This is a genomic window from Variovorax ginsengisoli (genome assembly GCF_030811835.1).
In the GTDB taxonomy this organism is placed as follows: Bacteria; Pseudomonadota; Gammaproteobacteria; order Burkholderiales; family Burkholderiaceae_C; genus Variovorax; species Variovorax ginsengisoli_C.
Window position 1 is genome coordinate 22,242 of the sequence record NZ_JAUSRO010000009.1, and the last position, 16,754, is coordinate 38,995.

At 62.0% G+C, this 16,754-nt stretch carries 16 protein-coding genes and 4 pseudogenes; 4 read left to right on the top strand and 16 right to left on the bottom strand.

The features are described 5' to 3' along the window. Positions 1 to 341: 341 nt before the first annotated feature. The 4 genes and pseudogenes from J2W36_RS14840 to J2W36_RS14855 form a co-directional block, all read right to left on the bottom strand. A pseudogene (locus tag J2W36_RS14840) lies at positions 342 to 1,732 on the bottom strand (IS3 family transposase). Positions 1,733 to 2,269: 537 nt separating this feature from the next. Beyond that, positions 2,270 to 2,869, bottom strand: coding sequence for a histidine phosphatase family protein (locus tag J2W36_RS14845; protein WP_307690526.1), 600 nt, complete (start codon positions 2,867 to 2,869; stop codon positions 2,270 to 2,272). 210 nt (positions 2,870 to 3,079) lie between these two features. Continuing rightward, positions 3,080 to 3,283, bottom strand: coding sequence for a hypothetical protein (locus J2W36_RS14850; protein WP_307690527.1), 204 nt, complete (start codon positions 3,281 to 3,283; stop codon positions 3,080 to 3,082). A 285-nt stretch (positions 3,284 to 3,568) separates the two neighbouring features. After that, entirely contained in the window at positions 3,569 to 3,745 is a 177-nt protein-coding gene (locus J2W36_RS14855) for a hypothetical protein (protein ID WP_307690528.1), read from the bottom strand. 274 nt (positions 3,746 to 4,019) lie between these two features. On the opposite strand from J2W36_RS14855, the gene J2W36_RS14860 reads away from it, so the two are divergent. Beyond that, entirely contained in the window at positions 4,020 to 4,493 is a 474-nt protein-coding gene (locus tag J2W36_RS14860; RefSeq protein ID WP_307690529.1) for a mobile mystery protein A, read from the top strand. Continuing rightward, positions 4,493 to 5,077 (top strand): mobile mystery protein B, encoded by a 585-nt coding sequence (locus J2W36_RS14865; protein WP_307690530.1) that lies wholly within the window; start codon positions 4,493 to 4,495, stop codon positions 5,075 to 5,077. The genes J2W36_RS14860 and J2W36_RS14865 overlap by 1 nt, the downstream gene beginning before the upstream one ends. A gap of 608 nt (positions 5,078 to 5,685) precedes the next feature. Here J2W36_RS14865 and J2W36_RS14870 read toward each other — a convergent pair. The 4 genes from J2W36_RS14870 to J2W36_RS14885 all read right to left on the bottom strand — a co-directional run bounded on the left by J2W36_RS14870 (position 5,686) and on the right by J2W36_RS14885 (position 7,998). Beyond that, the gene (locus tag J2W36_RS14870) at positions 5,686 to 6,129 is read right to left on the bottom strand and encodes a nuclear transport factor 2 family protein (RefSeq protein ID WP_307690531.1); all 444 of its coding nucleotides are present in this window, start codon (positions 6,127 to 6,129) and stop codon (positions 5,686 to 5,688) included. Positions 6,130 to 6,174: 45 nt separating this feature from the next. Continuing rightward, positions 6,175 to 6,468 carry a type II toxin-antitoxin system RelE/ParE family toxin gene (locus J2W36_RS14875; protein ID WP_307690532.1) on the bottom strand — a complete coding sequence of 98 codons (294 nt, stop codon included), beginning with the start codon at positions 6,466 to 6,468 and terminating at the stop codon, positions 6,175 to 6,177. Then, positions 6,456 to 6,755, bottom strand: a complete 300-nt coding sequence (locus tag J2W36_RS14880) for a CopG family ribbon-helix-helix protein (RefSeq protein WP_307690533.1) — start codon at positions 6,753 to 6,755, stop codon at positions 6,456 to 6,458. Before J2W36_RS14880 ends, J2W36_RS14875 begins: the two co-directional genes overlap by 13 nt. A 101-nt stretch (positions 6,756 to 6,856) precedes the next feature. Beyond that, positions 6,857 to 7,998 (bottom strand): IS3 family transposase gene (locus J2W36_RS14885; protein ID WP_370869330.1). Its coding sequence is split into 2 segments (ribosomal slippage): positions 6,857 to 7,743 and positions 7,743 to 7,998, totalling 1,143 coding nucleotides; the frame shifts between segments, so codons are not numbered across the junction. Positions 7,999 to 8,060: 62 nt separating this feature from the next. On the opposite strand from J2W36_RS14885, the pseudogene J2W36_RS14890 reads away from it, so the two are divergent. Next, positions 8,061 to 8,345 (top strand): annotated as a pseudogene (locus J2W36_RS14890) (excinuclease ABC subunit A); the annotation flags it as partial. Between the two features lie 30 nt (positions 8,346 to 8,375). Here J2W36_RS14890 and J2W36_RS14895 read toward each other — a convergent pair. Genes J2W36_RS14895 through J2W36_RS14920 form a run of 6 tightly spaced genes read right to left on the bottom strand, consistent with a single transcriptional unit; the run spans position 8,376 to position 14,914 of the window. Further along, complete coding sequence (locus J2W36_RS14895) at positions 8,376 to 8,627, bottom strand: hypothetical protein (protein ID WP_307690535.1); 252 nt, start codon at positions 8,625 to 8,627, stop codon at positions 8,376 to 8,378. A 16-nt stretch (positions 8,628 to 8,643) separates the two neighbouring features. Next, on the bottom strand, positions 8,644 to 10,077 hold the full coding sequence (locus J2W36_RS14900) for an efflux transporter outer membrane subunit (protein WP_307690536.1): 1,434 nt from the start codon (positions 10,075 to 10,077) through the stop codon (positions 8,644 to 8,646). A 10-nt stretch (positions 10,078 to 10,087) separates the two neighbouring features. After that, on the bottom strand, positions 10,088 to 13,180 hold the full coding sequence (locus tag J2W36_RS14905) for a MexW/MexI family multidrug efflux RND transporter permease subunit (RefSeq protein WP_307690537.1): 3,093 nt from the start codon (positions 13,178 to 13,180) through the stop codon (positions 10,088 to 10,090). Beyond that, on the bottom strand, positions 13,177 to 14,280 hold the full coding sequence (locus J2W36_RS14910; protein WP_307690538.1) for an efflux RND transporter periplasmic adaptor subunit: 1,104 nt from the start codon (positions 14,278 to 14,280) through the stop codon (positions 13,177 to 13,179). Before J2W36_RS14910 ends, J2W36_RS14905 begins: the two co-directional genes overlap by 4 nt. A 23-nt stretch (positions 14,281 to 14,303) precedes the next feature. Further along, on the bottom strand, positions 14,304 to 14,789 hold the full coding sequence (locus tag J2W36_RS14915) for a DUF2165 family protein (RefSeq protein ID WP_307690539.1): 486 nt from the start codon (positions 14,787 to 14,789) through the stop codon (positions 14,304 to 14,306). Then, positions 14,786 to 14,914 (bottom strand): hypothetical protein, encoded by a 129-nt coding sequence (locus tag J2W36_RS14920; protein ID WP_307690540.1) that lies wholly within the window; start codon positions 14,912 to 14,914, stop codon positions 14,786 to 14,788. The genes J2W36_RS14915 and J2W36_RS14920 overlap by 4 nt, the downstream gene beginning before the upstream one ends. 69 nt (positions 14,915 to 14,983) lie before the next feature. On the opposite strand from J2W36_RS14920, the gene J2W36_RS14925 reads away from it, so the two are divergent. Beyond that, on the top strand, positions 14,984 to 15,646 hold the full coding sequence (locus J2W36_RS14925) for a helix-turn-helix transcriptional regulator (RefSeq protein ID WP_307690734.1): 663 nt from the start codon (positions 14,984 to 14,986) through the stop codon (positions 15,644 to 15,646). A gap of 82 nt (positions 15,647 to 15,728) precedes the next feature. Here J2W36_RS14925 and J2W36_RS14930 read toward each other — a convergent pair. Beyond that, positions 15,729 to 16,145: pseudogene (locus tag J2W36_RS14930) on the bottom strand (transposase); the annotation flags it as partial. Further along, a pseudogene (locus tag J2W36_RS14935) lies at positions 16,105 to 16,608 on the bottom strand (DUF3363 domain-containing protein). The pseudogenes J2W36_RS14930 and J2W36_RS14935, both read right to left, overlap by 41 nt. Positions 16,609 to 16,754: the final 146 nt, after the last annotated feature.

Consider the following 16,754-nt stretch of genomic DNA (forward strand, 5'->3'; position numbering starts at 1 on the left):
CAGTCCCACACTTCGATGAGTGGGCAGTGAGCGAAACGACGTGCGCGTCTGGAGGCCGGTCACGGCCGAGGCTGCGTGAAAACCCGATTCGCTGGGCATCACTCCGAAACTCGACCTCTCAGATGGGCTCAGGCTGCGTTTTCTCGAATGCGCCAAGGCGTCAAAGACCCCTAAAAACATGGCTCGAGGGAGTTTTCACACAGCCTAGGCCACGAGCCAACGTACAAGGGTCAGGCCTGAGCCCGGTGCAGTACCGAACTCAGGCATCGAGCTGCTAGCTTCCAACCGTCCAACTTCTGGGGGTCAGTTCAGCTGGGGGTGCGGCGGATTTCTTGGACTGGTTATGCCATGAGCCCAAGGCTCTTGCGATATTCAACAGGGCTGAGAGCGCCCAGAGAGATCTTGATCCGTTTCTCGTTGTACCAGCGGATGTATGCGTCCAGGGATTGGGTGAACTGCTTGATGCTCACGGCTTTCCAGTCCCGAGGGTAGAACATTTCCGTCTTCAGCCTGCCGAAGAAGCCCTCGCAGGCGGCGTTGTCAGGCGAGCACCCTTTGCGCGACATCGAACGAATCAGTTTGGCATCAGCGATTCGCGAGAGCCAGCCCGGCCAGGGATAGTGGGCGACAGGTACACCTTGCCGGCGGCAATCTGGAACTCCGAGATGTCGGTGAGCCATTTCTCATTGGGGGCGGCAGCCGTGAAGTCACGCTCGAGGAGGTTTTCCGGCGCCGGACTGATCTCCCCCAGGTAGGAGCCGTACCGGCGGCGCTTGGGTTTGGCCACGACCAGTCCCTCCTGCTTCATCAGGCGCCTGACCACCTTCTCCGACAGGCGCAGGCACTGCCTGCTCAGCGCCGCGCGCATCCGGCGGTACCCATAGCAGCCGTGATTGCCCTCGAAGATCTCTGCCATGACATGCCGCACCTTGACGTATTTCTCCGCGCCCTGCAGTTGCGCTCGCTGGTAGAAGTAGGAACTTCTTGCCAAGTCCAGCGCTACGAGCAACTCCGGCAAGGGGTATTGCTGTCTCAGGGCATCGACCAGCATCGTCTTTTCCCGATTGCTCAGGACTTGCAGGTCGATGCCCGTGTCTTTTTTTATGAGTTCATTCGCCTTCTTCAACAGGTCGTGCTCAAGCTGTAGACGGTGGACGTCGCGTCGAAGAGATTCGAGCTGGCGCTCCAGTTCCTCTCGCTCAGGTGACGGTGGGGGTTTGTGCCGGCGTTTCATGGATGAGGGCTTCTCGGAACCGAGCAGTTGATTCTTCCAGTGGTACAGGGTCGGCCTGGACACCCCGAGCTCTTGCGCCACGGCTTGGGCGCTGTCCTGGCGCATGCACAGTGCGATGACCGCAGCCTTCTTCAACGCCGGTGGCCGCGCTGATCCGGCCGATCGATTGACGGCACGTGCGTGCAATTCGGGGCGGGATTCGCGGATCCAGGTCCGCAGCGAATCCCGGCCCGGATAGCCCATCGCCTTGATGGTGAAGGCAATGCAGCGCCCGTGCTCGAGATAGTGTTCGACGGCCCGTTCCTTCTGGGCATGAGAGTACTTCGGCTTGGAGCGCACGTAGCCGCGCGACAGATCGTGGCTTCGCTCGTACTCCTCATGCCAGTTCTTCAAGGAATTCTTCGTCGGGTAGCCCAACTGGCAAATGGTCGCCCCAGGACGCTTGCCCAACTTAATGTACAGCTGCACTGCGCGAACTCGATCTTCGTATGAATACATGAACTACCTCCAACGGTAGTCCAAGAAATCCGCCGCACCCCCCAGCGAAGTTGTCAGCGACGAGGACCAACTCTGACGTCTCGTGTCGCCAGATGAAGACCTCAGGACGAAGCCCTTGTGACAACCGAACCTTCGCGCTATCGCCATGACGACAGCCACTTGATCCTTCAAGTTAGTGTGCGCTTCTCTCTTCAGGCCCGACTTCATTCGTCCCTGGATGAAATGATTCCCAAGGCGTAGCCGCTGTAAAACCGGCCCACTGGGACTTCCCGCGGTTTCTAAGGCGGCACGCCTTAGGCACACGGTATTTTTCAGCGGCGTAGCCGCTGTAAACATACCCAACGTGCCTATTTGCGATTTCTAAGCACCCACGCGATTTGGCTGCGTCAGATCGAAAGTGAGAACGAGTGATGCCAAGTGATAAAACGTGATAATCGGTGATATCGCGAGGCGCCCCTGCAGGCGCCCCCTTGGCCCACTAAACGACGGCTGTTGTCCACCGCCCCGCTTCGAAACGGGCCTCCACCTCGTCCGCATTCAAGATGGGATGCCTGGTGTTGAAGGCCCAGAAGTGGGCCATCTTCTGCTGCGCTGTCCAGCTCGGATGCAGCAAGCTCTGACGAACCGCCTGAATGACTGGCCGTGGCTGAAGGCATAGACCAGTGCGTCCGACGGTAAGCCTTCGAAGCGGGCCAGCGTACGACCCACGCGATCCAGCAAGGTCTGGAAGCTCTCTGCCCCGGGGCCATCGCAGAACTCTGGATCGGCACTCCCCCAATACGACTCGATATGGGGAAGGCGTACCTGGCGTGATGTTCCATTCCATCGACTTGGCTCCAGGTAGGTGAACTCCTCCATGGGAAGAATCTCGACCGGCACGTCCGGAAACCGGTCGATCGTCGGCTGGGCTGTGAGATGCGTTCGCAGGTACGGCGACATCGCAATGAGCGTGGGGCGTTGCGGCCAGCCGAGCGCGGTGCTTTTAGCTTGGGCGTGGCCCAGCGGCGTCAGTTCGAGTTTCGAAAGATCGAAGCTGGGAATTCCGGCGTTGCCGGTGCTCTCGCCGTGGCGAACAAAAAACACTTTCACAATAAATCCTTTCGAGCCCGCGACAATTGACGCGGGATTGTTTTGCACGCCTGCGCAAGCAGGCACCAAGTGCGCTTAAGCGCTTTTCAAAACAACTCTCGAAGAATTATTTTAAGAGTCAGCCCTCCCCTACTTGACCCGCAGATCAATTATTTGGATTATAGCGTTTTTCATCCCGAGCTTCAAATGGCCAACTCTCTCGCCGACCTCCACGAAAAGATCAAGAGCAACGCGGTGTCACTCGCTCAATTGAAAATTTCAGGCATCCATACATTTAAAAATCTCAAATTCATTTTTCATTATTTTTGTCATCTTGGTTTTTCGGTATTGAATAGCAACAGCCCAACCAATTTCCTGAATTTTGATTACTCCAAACGCTGCTAGCATTTGTCGAAGCATCGGCATGTGTGTTTCTGGAACTGGCTGCCCTTCGCATAGCACCCGATAAAGCGTCGCCACCATCTCTATTGCACTGCGAAGTTTTTCATCGTGTTGGGCCTGATGGCATAACGCGTCCAGCCATTCCTAGCTCAATTCGTCCAACTCCTCGTCTGGCATCTCTGAAGGATCGTTTTTCATATTCATAATCTTTAGACAACTGCTGAAACATTTTTTGATGTCCCGTCAGCCATAGTGACATAACTCCCCGATCACGATGCGAAACAGGCGGTCACGTGAGGCCAACATACGCAATCGGTCGATTCGGCGACCACATCTAGGACAGAAGAGCACCAGCGTTGCTAACGATCATAAGAAATGGCGCAAGCCTTGAGCGCCCAACAGGGCACTAAGCACCATGCAGAGAGGTCGACTTGCGGCAATGGCTTGGACCATCAAGCGGATCTCTTGAATGGTCACAACATAGGCATCAATGATCTGAGTTGCCAAACTCTTCGACTCAACTGGCTTGAGAGAACGCTTCACGGGAACCTCCTTGTGGAATGCATTCGATGGCTGCGTCACGACGCCACCAATGCACCCATGCTAGGAAGGACTCGCGCCGGAATCCCGGCTCGTTTTCCCAAAAAATGCTTGCCAGTGCAGCAACTTCTCCGTATAGGATTTTCTCGCAGACCATGTGCCGGGTTTGAAGTTATTCCTTTGAGCCGCTTCAGCGCTCCATCTGAAAACCTACAGGTTACTTTTATAAAAATAATATAAACCCATAGGTTTGTTATTTTGTTATAGAATCGAACCCATGAGTATGAAAAACCAACCTGAGTTGCTAGAGCTGCAGCTGCGCCAAGTCGAAGGCGAACTTGCGAAGTGGCGCCGCGCCGCTTTGCCCTCCCCGCCTCCTGCCGGGTGGATTCAGACCATCCGCGAAGCCTTGGGGATGACCGCGACCGCCCTGGCCCAGCAACTGGGCATGACCGGCGTCGGACTGCGCAAGATCGAGGCCTCTGAAGCACATGAGCGCGTCACCCTCGCCACGCTGCGCAAGGTGGCCGATGCACTGGACTGCGACCTGCGCTACGCCCTGGTGCCACGCCAACCGCTTGACGAGAAGCTCATGGCCCGTGCCAAGAGCGTCCTGGCCGCGCAATTGGGCCCCGTGGCGCACTCGATGGCGCTGGAGGATCAGAAGGTCGAGGACAAAGAGTCGATGGACAAGTATCTGGAATCGGCCGCCCGCTCGTTGATCCGCCGCTCACCCCGCTCACTGTGGTGATGGAATTTGTTTACGCGCCAGGCCAAACGCCGCTGGATCTCGACGAGATCGGCGGGCTGAAGCCCAGACACATCACCACCCAAGAGCAACTCAACGCTTGGGAGCAGGTGAACATCCTGGCCGGACGTGTCTGGGCCTTCCGGCAGAAGAAAGCAGCGGTACTTGAGGAAAACTTCATCCGCCGGCTACACCTGAAGATGTTCGGCGACACCTGGACCTGGGCAGGCACATTTCGCCAGACCGACAAGAGCATCGGTGTGCCGTCCGAGCAAGTTGCCATGCGCCTGACCCAGCTGCTGGAAAACACTCGCTACCAGCGAGACCATGCGGCTTTCCCGCCCGACGAATTGGTGATTCGGTTCCATCACCAGCTCGTGTTCATTCACCCGTTTGCCAACGGCAACGGGCGCCACTCCCGGCTGATGGCCGACATCCTTGGCCAGCGACTGGGATGTCCCGCCTTCACCTGGGGCGCCGGCGTCGACCTGTTTAAGCCTCGTATCGCACGCCAGCAGTACCCGGAAGCACTGCGAGCAGCTGATCGGGGCAATATTGCCCCACTCTTGGCATTCGCGCGAAGCTGAATTTCTGAGCGCCTGATCGGGTTGGCAGGTTGGCAGGTTGGCAGGTTGGCATCAACCTACCGGGAGAATTTTTTTGCGCCGGCGGCCCGACGGCAATTTTTGGCGTTTTTTTGACCAAAAAAAATTGCCCACGTCGCTTTTGTGCCCCTTTTTCGACTTATTTTTCTCTCCAGCTTTAGAGAAGTACGGGCATTAAGAGAAACCGGATCGGTTCAGCAGGGTTCTGTTGTACCGGCAAAACTCTCCCTAACCCGCATAAAGCGGGTCAAGTGATTGCCGGACTGTCTCTCACCGTATTCGGACGAGCATGGGACATAGACCGGGCCTGCCTTCACACATTGGCAGGCTTGACGGATTACACGCCTGTGAGCGTTCCTTCTGCCCGTTCCGTCAGACCTTGCGGTCACTTTTGTGGGCTTGGCTTGGGAAGGGTCCCCCATTGCCTCTCAATGCAGTTACGGCGGCCTTTCGAGCGGTCTACCTGCATCCAGTCGGAAGAAAAAACCAAAGTGCTCTAACTCCGACGTGCTCAGTTTATCTGGATACTGTTGATTCGTCCAGGCTGTTTGCGTATACATGACAAGGATCACCAGTACCGACACGCCGGTTTAGAGAAAGAATTGCTTATCGCGATGCTCGTTTTCTGCCACCAGAATCCCAGCGCCGGGTTCGTAGGCGGCTGTGGGTGTTCCTTGGTGGAAGCTCATCTGCCAGCCCAGCGACGAGTGTTTCCAGATCGACGAGCGCAGGGCAAACCTGTCAAAGCTTCCGTCCTGCAGTTGACGCGCTGAGCGGTACGTGATCAAAACGACAAATTCGCCGAGGCGTCTCAGCTCGAAACGATCCGCAACAACGACTGCGTGTTGCGCCTCTGCAGGCAGTCGCAACGTGATGTCTACCTTCTCATAAACCGTCCCCGAGAGCCCAAATTCCCGAAAATCGTCATGTAAGAGCGCATCGAGCCTTTTGGCGTCACTGCGCGCCGCTGGCTTGTGCAATTCAATCTCAAGTAACTTCAACACTTGAAGAAGTGATGTGTCAGCGGTCTGCATAGGCGATGGATAAATACCTGGATTCGGCCAGGCCGGAAGACCCAGTCAGGAATACCCGGCTTCGCGCTGATGTCTCACAGCCAGAATCACCACGCGGTCAGCGTCGAGTCGATAGCGCGCGACGTAGCCGCTCTCGCCGAAGTCGATCACCCACTCCCGAAAATCGTCTGGCATGTCCTCGATGAGGCGCCCCATTCCGGGCTGGTCCTCAAGAACCTTGACCTCTTGCCGGATCGCTTTGACCGCTCGCTTTGCGGCGTCGATGTTCTTGCTGGCCAGGAAGCGATAGAGGCGCTGCACATCGAGCAGCGCCTGCGGCGACCAGCTCAGACGTGGCATTCGGGCGGCTCGATGTCGTTACCCTGCTCGAGCTGCTCGAGCTGCGCGAGCCAGGCGTCAGCCTCTGTGGCGGTGACATGCAGACCCGTCGCGCGGTAGTCATCCCAAGCCTTGAGCGTGTCCTGGCGGAACGTCTCTCGCTTTTCTTCGCGATCGACATACTGGCTGATGGCTTCTCGCATCAACCAGTGCGGAGTGCGATGACGCGCTTCGGCCAGACGTTTGACTCGTGCCTTGACGTCATCGTTGAGTTTGATTGCTACGGGGCGAATAGACGTGGCAGCCATAGCGCGTTCCTTTTGGTATCACTAGGTGATACCTTACCATGGAAGTGACCTGCCCCCCTCTTGCCGTGCCATTCATAACGAGGAAGTCCGGGGTTGCAAGATTAATTGATCTCGATCTCGGCGGTTGTTGAGGTAGACCGAGCTGCATCGCCAGCGCGCTGGCGATGCAGCTCGGCGAACTTCGCCGGTGGCATTCGCCCGCAACTGCTGTGTGGCCTGACCTCGTTGTAGTCCTGCCTCCAGACAGCAATCGCCGATCTGGCCTGCTGCAACGTCTCGAACCATTGCTCGTTCAGGCACTCGTCCCTGAACTTGCCGTTGAAGCTCTCGATGTAGCCGTTCTGCATGGGCCGTCCCGGCTCGATCAGGATGTGGCGGATGCCATGCGTGCTGGCCCAGGCCATGAAGGCCCGGCTGGTGAACTCCGGGCCGTTGTCGGTGCGCACGGCCCGCGGGTAACCTCGGAAGACAGCGGTCTGATCGAGCAGCCGTGTGACGTACTGGCCCGAGATGCCCCAGTCCACCGCGATGCTCACGCACTCGTGGCTGAAGTCATCAGCGACCGTCAAGCACTTGATGCGCCGCCCCGTACTCAGGCTGTCGCTGACGAAGTCCATGCTCCACACCTCATTTGCCGTCGTGGCCAATCGCAGCGGCACGCGTTCACTGGTCGGGCGCTTGACCTTCTTGCGCTTGCGCACTGCCAAGTTGGCGGCGCTGTAGAGCCGGTAGACCTTCTTATGGTTCACACCGGGGAAGTGCGAGCGCACCATGTCGTGGATGCGCCGATAGCCGAAGCGCCGGCGCGCGTGCGCGATCTCGACGATCTTGCTGCTGAGCTCTTGCGTCATGGCATCGGCTTCGGGTGGGTTGCGGTAGTTGTCGCGGGAGAGCCCCACAAGCCTGCAGGCGCGCCGCTCGCTCAGATCGCATTGCTCGATCATGGTGGCGATGGCCGCGCGTTTGGCCTGTGGGGCTAGCGCTTTACCCCGAAGGCCGTATTCAGTGCGTGGATGTCCAGCTGCGCCTCGGCCAGCAGCTTCTTGAGTTTGTTGTTCTCCGCCTCCAGTTCACGCAGCCGCCGCGCGTCGGGCACGTCCATCCCGCCGTACTTGGCGCGCCATTTGTAGAAGGTCGCGTCGCTGAAGCCGCCTTTGCGGCACAGATCCTTGATCGGCAAACCGGCCTCGGCCTGCTTGATGAAACCGATGATCTGCTCCTCGGTAAATCTGCTCTTTCTCATGTCCGTCATTCTCCAGGTTGACGGACTTCGCTGCCATTACGCTGGTACGGCTGGGAGGGAGCAGGTCACGCGCGCTCTATGTGCTCGACGAGCCGACGACCGGCCTGCATCCCGCGGATGTCGACAAGCTGTTGGTCCAGCTCAACGAACTGGTCGATGCCGGCCACACCGTCGTGATCGTCGAGCACGAGATGACCGTCGTGGCCCGCTGCGACTGGGTGATCGACGTCGGACCGGGTGCCGGTGACGAGGGCGGCAGTGTGATCGCCTGCGGAGCACCCGCCGATTTGTGTGCCAACGAGGCCAGCGTCACGGGGCGGTACCTCCGGTCGGCGATGCCGCGTTGATACGCATTGCGAGCTCCCGCGGCGCCCCACTCAGGCATCGGCGCCCGCCGCACCCTCGGTCTTGAACAGTCCCCGGATGTTCAGCGCGCCCAAACTGAACTGCAACGCGACCAAGCCCCAGGCTGAGGTATGAAAGCCCCAGATGAGCCACAGCACGTTGCTCAGCAAGAAAACCCAGAAGCCCGCATTGCGTCGTTGCCTCTCCTTCGAGGCGACAAGCCACGCAGCGGTGATCGAGGCCAGGAAGGCGGGCCACTGAATCAGACTCAGCCAATCGTCCATTTGTATTTTCCATTAGCTAGGTAGGTGCGTCTACAACACCGATGGACTGAGTCCTCATACCCACGCCCCAGCCCAGCGCCTTATACAGCGCGATGACGTGCAGGTACGACGCCGTCTCGGCCTGGGTCGCCTCCTGCTGCACCGCCGACAGGCCGCGCTGATTCTCCAGCACCGCCAGATAGCTACCGGCGCCCGCATGGTAACGGCTCATGGCGATATCCAACGCGCGTTCGCTGTGCGAGGCGGACTGCAGCAGCGCCAACAGCCGCTGCTGGTGCCGGGCAAGCTGCGTCACCGCGTTTTCCACGTCTTCCTGGGCTTGCAGCAACGCTTGCTCGTAGCGGGCCAGGGCGCCTTCCGTCAGCGCCCTGGCTCCCCGCAGCCGGGCACGGGCGCCGCCCATGCGCATGGCCGGCCAAGTGAGGCTCGGGGCGATCTCGAAAGCCCGGGAACCAATGCCTGCGTCCGCCCCGCGCAAAGCGAAGAAGCCGATAAATCCGCCCAGGTCGAGGCGTGGGTAGAGCTCGGCGGTGGCGGCCCCCACATCTTCGGTGCTGGCCGCCAGGAGGCGCTCGGCACGCACCACGTCGGGCCGTTGCCGGATGAGCTCATCGACATCACCAAGCGGCAGTTCCCTGGCCAGCGGCGCCGGCTTGAGCATCGACGCCGCGACCGGATTCTGACCGGGCCGCTGGCCGATCAACACATCGAGTCGGTATTGAGCCTGGTCGCGTGCCGCAACCAGCGGCGCGATAGTCGCTTCGCTCAGCGCCAACTGGGCCCGTGCATTCTCCAGTTCGTCGAGCGGCCCGTTGCCGGCCCGCACGCGGGACTGCAGCAGGGCCAGCGTGCCGCGCCAGTTCTCGACCTGCACCTGCGCCAGGTCCAGCCGGCGCTGCAGACCCTGTCCCTCGTAGTAGTAACGGGCGACATCGGCGGCCACCGTGAGCCGCACCAGCGCCAGGTCGGCCTGCGCCGCATCGGCGCGGGCGTTGGCGGATCGGCTCAGGCGATTCAGGCGGCCGAAGAGGTCGATCTCCCACTGCACGTCGAAACCGGCTCGCCAGCTCTCGGCCAGGCTGCGCACCGGCTCGCCGGTGACGCCGACCCGCTGCTCGATGCTGCGCTGGTAGCCGCCCTGCGCGGTGACGGCGGGGTAGCGGTCGAGCTGCTGCTGATCGAACACGGCACGGGAAGCCAGCAAGCTGGCCTGCGCCCGGCGGATGTCGTGGTTGTGCGCGAGAGCGGCGTCGACCAGCAGTGTCAGGTGTTCCTCTTCGAGGAAGGTCCACCACGGCGCCTGATCGGCAGCGCCACTGAACTGGTTCTGCTGCGGGCTTGCCAGCGTGATCGTGGGCACGGCGGGCGTCTCGTACCGGGGTCCTACCGCGCAACCGGTCAGCATTCCGACAGCGACCAACAGGCCGGGCAGCTGGAAGTTCTTTTTCATGATGGCTTTCTCAGGGCGCCTGGGGTGCAGGCAGGTCGGCATCGGCCAATTGCAAATTGCGTTTCGTGGTGGCCCGGGCGGCATGGTCGCGAGCCAGCAACGAATACACGGTGGGCAGCACGAACAGGGTGAACGCCGTGCCGACGAGCATGCCGCAGACGATCACCACGCCCAGGCCGAAGCGGCTGTTGGCACCCGCGCCGGATGCGAAGAGTAGCGGCACCAGCCCGAACACCATGGCCGCGGTGGTCATCAGGATGGGCCGCAGCCGGATCTGCGCGGCGCGCCGAATGGCGGCATGCCGGTCGAGCCCCTCGTGCGCCTGCAATTCGTTGGCGAACTCCACCATCAGGATGCCGTGTTTGCTGATAAGGCCGATGAGGGTCACCAAGCCGATCTGGGTGTAGATGTTGACGGTCGCCAACCCCAGTGCCAGCGGTATCAGCGCGCCGCAGATAGACAGGGGCACCGTGATGAGGATGATCAACGGATCGACCAGGCTTTCGTACTGCGCGGCCAGCACCAAATAGATGATGACCAGCGCAGCCAGGAACGCGAAGACCAGCGCGCTGCCCTCCTGGGTGTATTGCCGCGCATCGGATTGCCAGTCGTGGCTGAAGCCGGCGGGCAGGTCGCCCGCCATCCCTTCCAGGAACGCCACGGCCTGGCCCAGCGACACACCGGGCGCGGGGATGGCCTGGAAGGTCGCCGCATTCTGCTGGTTGAACTGCGTGAGCCGGTTGGGCTCGACCTGCATCGAAACCTGCACCACCGTGGACAGCGGCACCAGCGTCTGGTCCTGCGTCCGCACGAACTGGCGGGCCAGCGCCTGTGGCGTCAGGCGCTGGTCACGCTGGCTTTGCGGGATCACGTCGTAGGCGCGGCCGTCCATGCCGAAGCGGTTGAGGTAGTTCTCGCCCACCAGCACCGCCAGGGATTCACCGATGTCCTGCATGCGGATGCCCAGGCTGGCGGCCTTGGCGCGGTCGATGCGCACCTGCACGACCGGGTTGTTGTAGTCGAGGTCGCTGTCGACCACGGCGAACAGGCCGCTCTCTCGCGCACGTCGCTTGACGTCCTCCATGGCCTGGAACAGCACCTGGTAGCCCTGCGCGCTGCGCAGCACCATCTGCACCGGAAGGCCGCCGGTGGAGCCCGGCAGCGCGGCCAGCTGGAACACGAAGATGCTGGTGCCTTCTACGTCGTTGACCACACTCTGCAGTTCGGCCTGGACGGCGGCGGCGGATCGCGCTCGCTCGCCCCAGGGCGACAGGTTGATGCCGCCAATGCTCGACGCCGGGCCGTCGCTGCCGTTGATGACCCACCGGCCCACGGTCTCCGGCAGGCGGGTGTAGACCTCGTCGAGCTTGCGCCCGAACCGCTCGACGTAATCGAGGTTCGCATGCTGCGGCGCCTTGATGGCCGTCAGCACGTTGGCTTGGTCTTCCGCCGGTGCCAGTTCGCGTTGCGGCAACTGGTAGAGATACGGCAGGCTTGCGAAGACCAGCAACGCCAGGCCCCCGGTCATCCAGCGGTGCCGCAGCGAGAACGCCAGCGCCGCGCCATACCGCCGCGTCAGGCCACCGAAGAAACGTTCGGCGGCATGCGCCATGCGTCCTTCCTGCTGCGCAGGTGGCAGGAGGAATGAACCCATCACCGGCGACAAGGTCAGCGCGACCATGCCCGACACCACGACGGCGCCCGCCAGCGTCAACGCGAACTCCTTGAACAGCGCACCGGTCAGGCCGCCCATCAGGCCGATGGGCGCATAGACGGCAGCCAGCGTGATCGTCATGGCAATGACCGGCCCGGCCACCTCGCGCGCGCCGATCAGGGCCGCCGCTACCGGCGAGCGGCCCGCTGCGATATGCCGATGTACGTTCTCCACGACAACAATGGCGTCGTCCACGACCAGTCCGATGGCCAGCACCATCGCCAGCAAGGTCAACAGGTTGATGCTGAACCCGAATGCCAGCATCAGGCCCGCGGCGCCCAGCATCGACAAGGGAATCGTCGCCACCGGAATCAGCACCGTGCGCAACGACCCGAGGCACAGGTAGATCACCACCACCACGATCAACAGGGCCTCGATCAGCGTGTGCACGACTTCGACAATGGAGGCCTCGATGAACCGCGCCGTCTCGAACGCCAGTTCGACGTGCACGCCAGGCGGCAGGGTCTTGCGGATCTCCGGCAGCAGCTTCCGGATGCCGGCCACGATGACCAGCGGATTGCCTGCCGGCGTGGGCTGCAGGCCCAGGTGAACGGCGGGCACGCCATCCATCAGCGCGCTGGTTTCGCGGTTGGCAGCGCCGAGCTCGACCGTGCCCACATCCTTCAGTCGCACGAGGCCGGCGCCATCGTTGCGCACGACCAGTTCGCGAAAGCCCTCGACGCTGTCCAGGTCGGTGTCGACCCGCACGTTCGACACCACGTACTGGCCTTTGACCTTGCCGGGCGCCGCCTGGTAATTGTTGCGGCGCACCGCATCGGCCACGTCGGCCGCGGTCAGGCCGCGCCCGGCCAAGCGGTCGGGGTCCAGCCACAGCCGCATGGACAGCCGCTGTCCACCGAAGACCTCGACCTTGGCCACGCCCTCGATGGTGGCGAACATCGGCTCCACCACCCTCGCCAGGTAGTCGGTGAGGGCCGGTGTGGACAAGGTGTCGCTGGCAAAGCCCACGTAGGCGACAGCGGTGGACTCACCCGAAGAACGTTCGATGACCGGGTCATAGGCCTGTTCCGGCAGCTTGTAGCGGACCTGGTTCACCTTGGCCATCACTTCGGTCAGCGCCTGGGTCGAATCGCGGTTGAGTTCCATGCGCGCGGTGACCACGCTGCGCCCCTGCACCGAAGACGACGACAGGTAGTCGATGCCTTCGACCGACGAGACCGCCTGCGCGATCGACTGGGTCACGAAGCCCTGCATCAGCTCCGACGAAGCCCCCGGGTACTCGGTAGACACCGTGATGGTCGAGCTCTCCAGCATCGGATACTGGCGGATCGGCAGGCGCTCGAGCGACAGCAGGCCCAACAGCAGGATCAGCGCGCTCACCACCAGGGCCAACACCGGACGGCGAACGAACAGGTCGGTGAACCTCACGAGCGCACCTCGAGCGTGTCCGCCTCGACGGCTTCGACGGCCATGCCGTCGATCAGCTTGAGCTGCCCCGAAGTGACCACCCGGTCGCCTTCGCTCAGCCCGTTGTCGATCTGCACGCGGCCGTTCAGCCGCTCGCCTGCCTTGACCGCGACGCGCTTAACCGTGAGTGCCTGCCCGTCTCGGGCATGTGCGACGAACACCGTCTCGCCATAGGCGGTGTAGGTCACTGCGGTTTCCGGAACGGTGAGCGCCTGCGCAGCGTCCTGCCGCGCCACCCGGACGCTGGCGTACATGCCGGGCCGCAGCGCACCGTCCGCGTTAGTCAGCGTGGCCTGCAGCTGCACCGTGCGCGACCGGGCGATCATCGGATCGACGGCCGTGACCCGGGCGCTGAAACGGCGGTCGGGGTACGCGTCGACCCGCACCTCGACCGCCTGACCGGTCTTCAGCTGGGGACTCGCCTGCTCGTCCAGCGAGAAGTTGGCATACAGCGTGCGAGCGTCGACCAGGCTGACGATCGCGTCGGTGGCGTTCAGGTACTGGCCTTCGTGCACACGGCGGATGCCGAGCACACCGGCATAAGGCGCACGGATGGCTTTCTGCGCAATGACGGCCTCGACGTGCCGAAGTTCGCCCAGCGCCATGTCGCGCACCGACCCGGCGTTGTCGACCTGCTCCTGCGTGGCGGCGTCATCGGCCAGCAGCTTCCGTGCGCGGGCATGCAGCGTTTCGGCATTGCGCCACTGGGCCTGCAGGCGCTGGCGCTCGGCCTGCTCGGGGGCGTCGTTGAGCTGGACCAGCAGTTGCCCGGCCTTCACGGCCTGGCCGGACAAGAACGCGATCCGCGTCACCCGGCCGCCGACTTCGGCGGCCACTTGAACCTGGCGCGCCGACTCCAACTCGCCGACGCCGGCGAACACCTGCGGTAGCGTGTCGCGACGCACACTGGCCAACGCCACCTTAGTGGCAGGCGGTGCGACGGCCGCCGGCTTGGCGACCGTGGCGGTGCTGTAAACGACAGTGCCGACAGCAGCGATGGCCGACAGGGCAAGCGTGACGACCAGAAGTGTTTTATTGCGCATGTTGATGGAGGTTCGCACTGCAGAGCCAGGACCTTGCCCGGTCATGTCCACGCGGTATTGAAAAGAAAGAAAGCCGCGACCGCCCAGACCAGCAGGGCGATGTGGGTCAGCTGCAGGCCCTCTTGCCGAATCCAGTAGCCGAACCACAGGCCGCCGAGGTGCATGGCAAGCAGGAAGGCCGTGAAGGCGCTCAGGCCCAGGTTCAGCCAGAGCCGCGACGCCCCCAGGTCGCCCACAACGAGCAGTTGCCAGCAGCCCGTCCAACACGCGGCTGCCGCCAGGATCTGCAGCGCCAGCACCACCAGCAGCGCTGTGCGATGAAGCGTCTGCGAACCGATCGCCCGAGAAAGCAGCGGCGTGTGGATGGCAGGTGGTTGCTTCAGTGGTGCCATGGACATCGTTGCCCCCACAGCGCCCGCCGAGCCGCCAAAGCCGTGGCAGTTGTTGACGACGCTGATGGTCAGCCAGACGGCCAGGCCGAGCGCCTGGACCGCCAGGAACAACCAAAGTGAGGTGCTCAAACTCATGATCGACGTCCTTGTCGATGGGCGATGCGGCGCGCCAGCAGGGCGGCCGCTGCAGGCGCCAGCGCGAAGATGGCGAACAGGTCGCGCCAGCTGGCCAGCAGAGACGGATGGGAACGGTCACTCATGGACATTGCAGACAGGAAGGCATGGTTGACTTAAAATCAAAGCAATGACTTGGATAATAGGCCGGCATGATGAATTACACAAGTAAAAACTTTGATAAATCAGAAGATAGGTCAACGGGCGACCGCATCCTTTACTTCATCAAGACCAAGGGCCATGCATCGACCGCCTCATTGGCGAAAACGCTGGAGATGACCCCCGAAGCGGCACGCCAGCAGGTGCAAAAACTGTTGACTTCAGGGCTGATCGCAGGGCGGCAGGAGGCGCTGCCGGGCGTGGGCCGCCCGCGCCAGAACTGGGTGCTGACCGAAGCCGGAAATGGCCGCTTCCCGGATACGCATGCGCAGCTCACCGTGCAGATGATCGGATCGGTGCGCAAGCTGTTCGGCGAAGAAGGCATGGACCGACTGATCGCGCAACGCGAGGCCGATGCACGCGCGACCTATCTTCAGATCTGTCGGGGGCCGACACTGCAGGAACGGCTAGAACAACTCGCGGCTATTCGCACCCAAGAGGGCTACATGGCGCGGGTTGAACGCGACGCAGCCGACTGGCTATTGATCGAGGACCACTGCCCAATCTGCATTGCCGCCCGAACCTGCCAGGGCTTCTGCCGCTCCGAACTGCAGCTGTTCCAGGAGGTCGTCGGCGCGGATGCCACCGTCAACCGTGAACAGCATGTGCTGGCGGGTGCCGCCCGCTGTGTGTACCGCATTGCCCGTGCGGATCGGTGATCGTGGGTACTTGCCGGAAGGACTACTATTGCGCCGGTATTCGATGGGCTGCGGGCTCCCAGCGAGATCTTGATCCGGTCTAGGTGCGGTCGCTGCCAAGAAAGCTCTGGCGCACCTGGCTGCCGAGCACCTCGTCGACCAGACTGCGTTGGCTCATGGACCTGCTGAGCCACGCGTAGAAGCGCGCTTCGCGAGACACCGAGCGCCTCGCACATCATTGCCAACGGCCATGTCCCTCGGTGTTCAGCAGGTCGCGCTCCATCCTGAGCTTGGCGTTCTCTTTCCTCAAACGCTCCAGTTCCGCCTGCTCGGGCCTCATGACCCCTTGCCCGGGGAATGCATGCTGCTGGTCGACCGCCGCATCGCGTATCCACTTGCGCAGCACGTTCTCGTGCACATCAAAGTCGCGTGCAGCCTGCGCCACCGCCACGCCTCGCTCCTTCACCAGCTTGACCGCTTCAAGCTTGAACTCTCGGCTGAACTGCCTTCTCGTTCCCATGAACCACCTCCGGTTTCATCTTCCACATTAAATCCACCCGAGCCTGCATCGCGTCGCGCACTTGAGCGCCAAAACTTTGATGTGCCAAGCGGCCATCAGCGGCCAAATTCCGATCCAGCCAGGTTACCCCCATGGCGCGCTCCTGCTGCGCGATGGGCAGGTGCGAGCGCAGCTCGACTGCCCACAGCCCCCTTTTCTGGGCATCGCGCTGCTGCACCTTCTGCACCATGTCTTACGGGATTCTCCAGACGCCATCGGCCAGGCGCTCCACCACACCGTTGCGCCTTAGCGCTTCGGACCGTCGCACGTGCATATCGACGGTGGCCTGCGGATCGCGATGCCCAGTCTGCTTGAGCTGTGCCCGATGGATTGCAGTGCTGTAGATGCCGTCTGAAGAGGCAAAGACGTTGCGATCCACGGCCTTTCCCTGACCCGGCGGCTTGGCCTCGACGACAGCATTCATCCTCAGCCGACACGATGAAGCGGAACTGGTCGCGGTCGCGCTGCCCGCGTTCCTGAAAAGCCTTCAGGTCGGCTGTGTCGGTGTCTTGCCCGCAGGCCTGGCCCTTCTGGCCGTCGCGCGTGACGCCATCGCGTTCGATGTAGCAC

Coding starts and splice junctions, on each gene's coding strand:
- J2W36_RS14850 (WP_307690527.1), bottom strand. CDS start 3,283: ATGGTGGCGACGCTTTATCGGGTGCTATGCGAAGGGCAGCCAGTTCCA.
- J2W36_RS14925 (WP_307690734.1), top strand. CDS start 14,984: ATGAATTACACAAGTAAAAACTTTGATAAATCAGAAGATAGGTCAACG.
- J2W36_RS14860 (WP_307690529.1), top strand. CDS start 4,020: ATGAGTATGAAAAACCAACCTGAGTTGCTAGAGCTGCAGCTGCGCCAA.
- J2W36_RS14870 (WP_307690531.1), bottom strand. CDS start 6,129: ATGCAGACCGCTGACACATCACTTCTTCAAGTGTTGAAGTTACTTGAG.
- J2W36_RS14895 (WP_307690535.1), bottom strand. CDS start 8,627: ATGGACGATTGGCTGAGTCTGATTCAGTGGCCCGCCTTCCTGGCCTCG.
- J2W36_RS14875 (WP_307690532.1), bottom strand. CDS start 6,468: ATGCCACGTCTGAGCTGGTCGCCGCAGGCGCTGCTCGATGTGCAGCGC.
- J2W36_RS14920 (WP_307690540.1), bottom strand. CDS start 14,914: ATGAGTGACCGTTCCCATCCGTCTCTGCTGGCCAGCTGGCGCGACCTG.
- J2W36_RS14915 (WP_307690539.1), bottom strand. CDS start 14,789: ATGAGTTTGAGCACCTCACTTTGGTTGTTCCTGGCGGTCCAGGCGCTC.
- J2W36_RS14900 (WP_307690536.1), bottom strand. CDS start 10,077: ATGAAAAAGAACTTCCAGCTGCCCGGCCTGTTGGTCGCTGTCGGAATG.
- J2W36_RS14880 (WP_307690533.1), bottom strand. CDS start 6,755: ATGGCTGCCACGTCTATTCGCCCCGTAGCAATCAAACTCAACGATGAC.
- J2W36_RS14865 (WP_307690530.1), top strand. CDS start 4,493: ATGGAATTTGTTTACGCGCCAGGCCAAACGCCGCTGGATCTCGACGAG.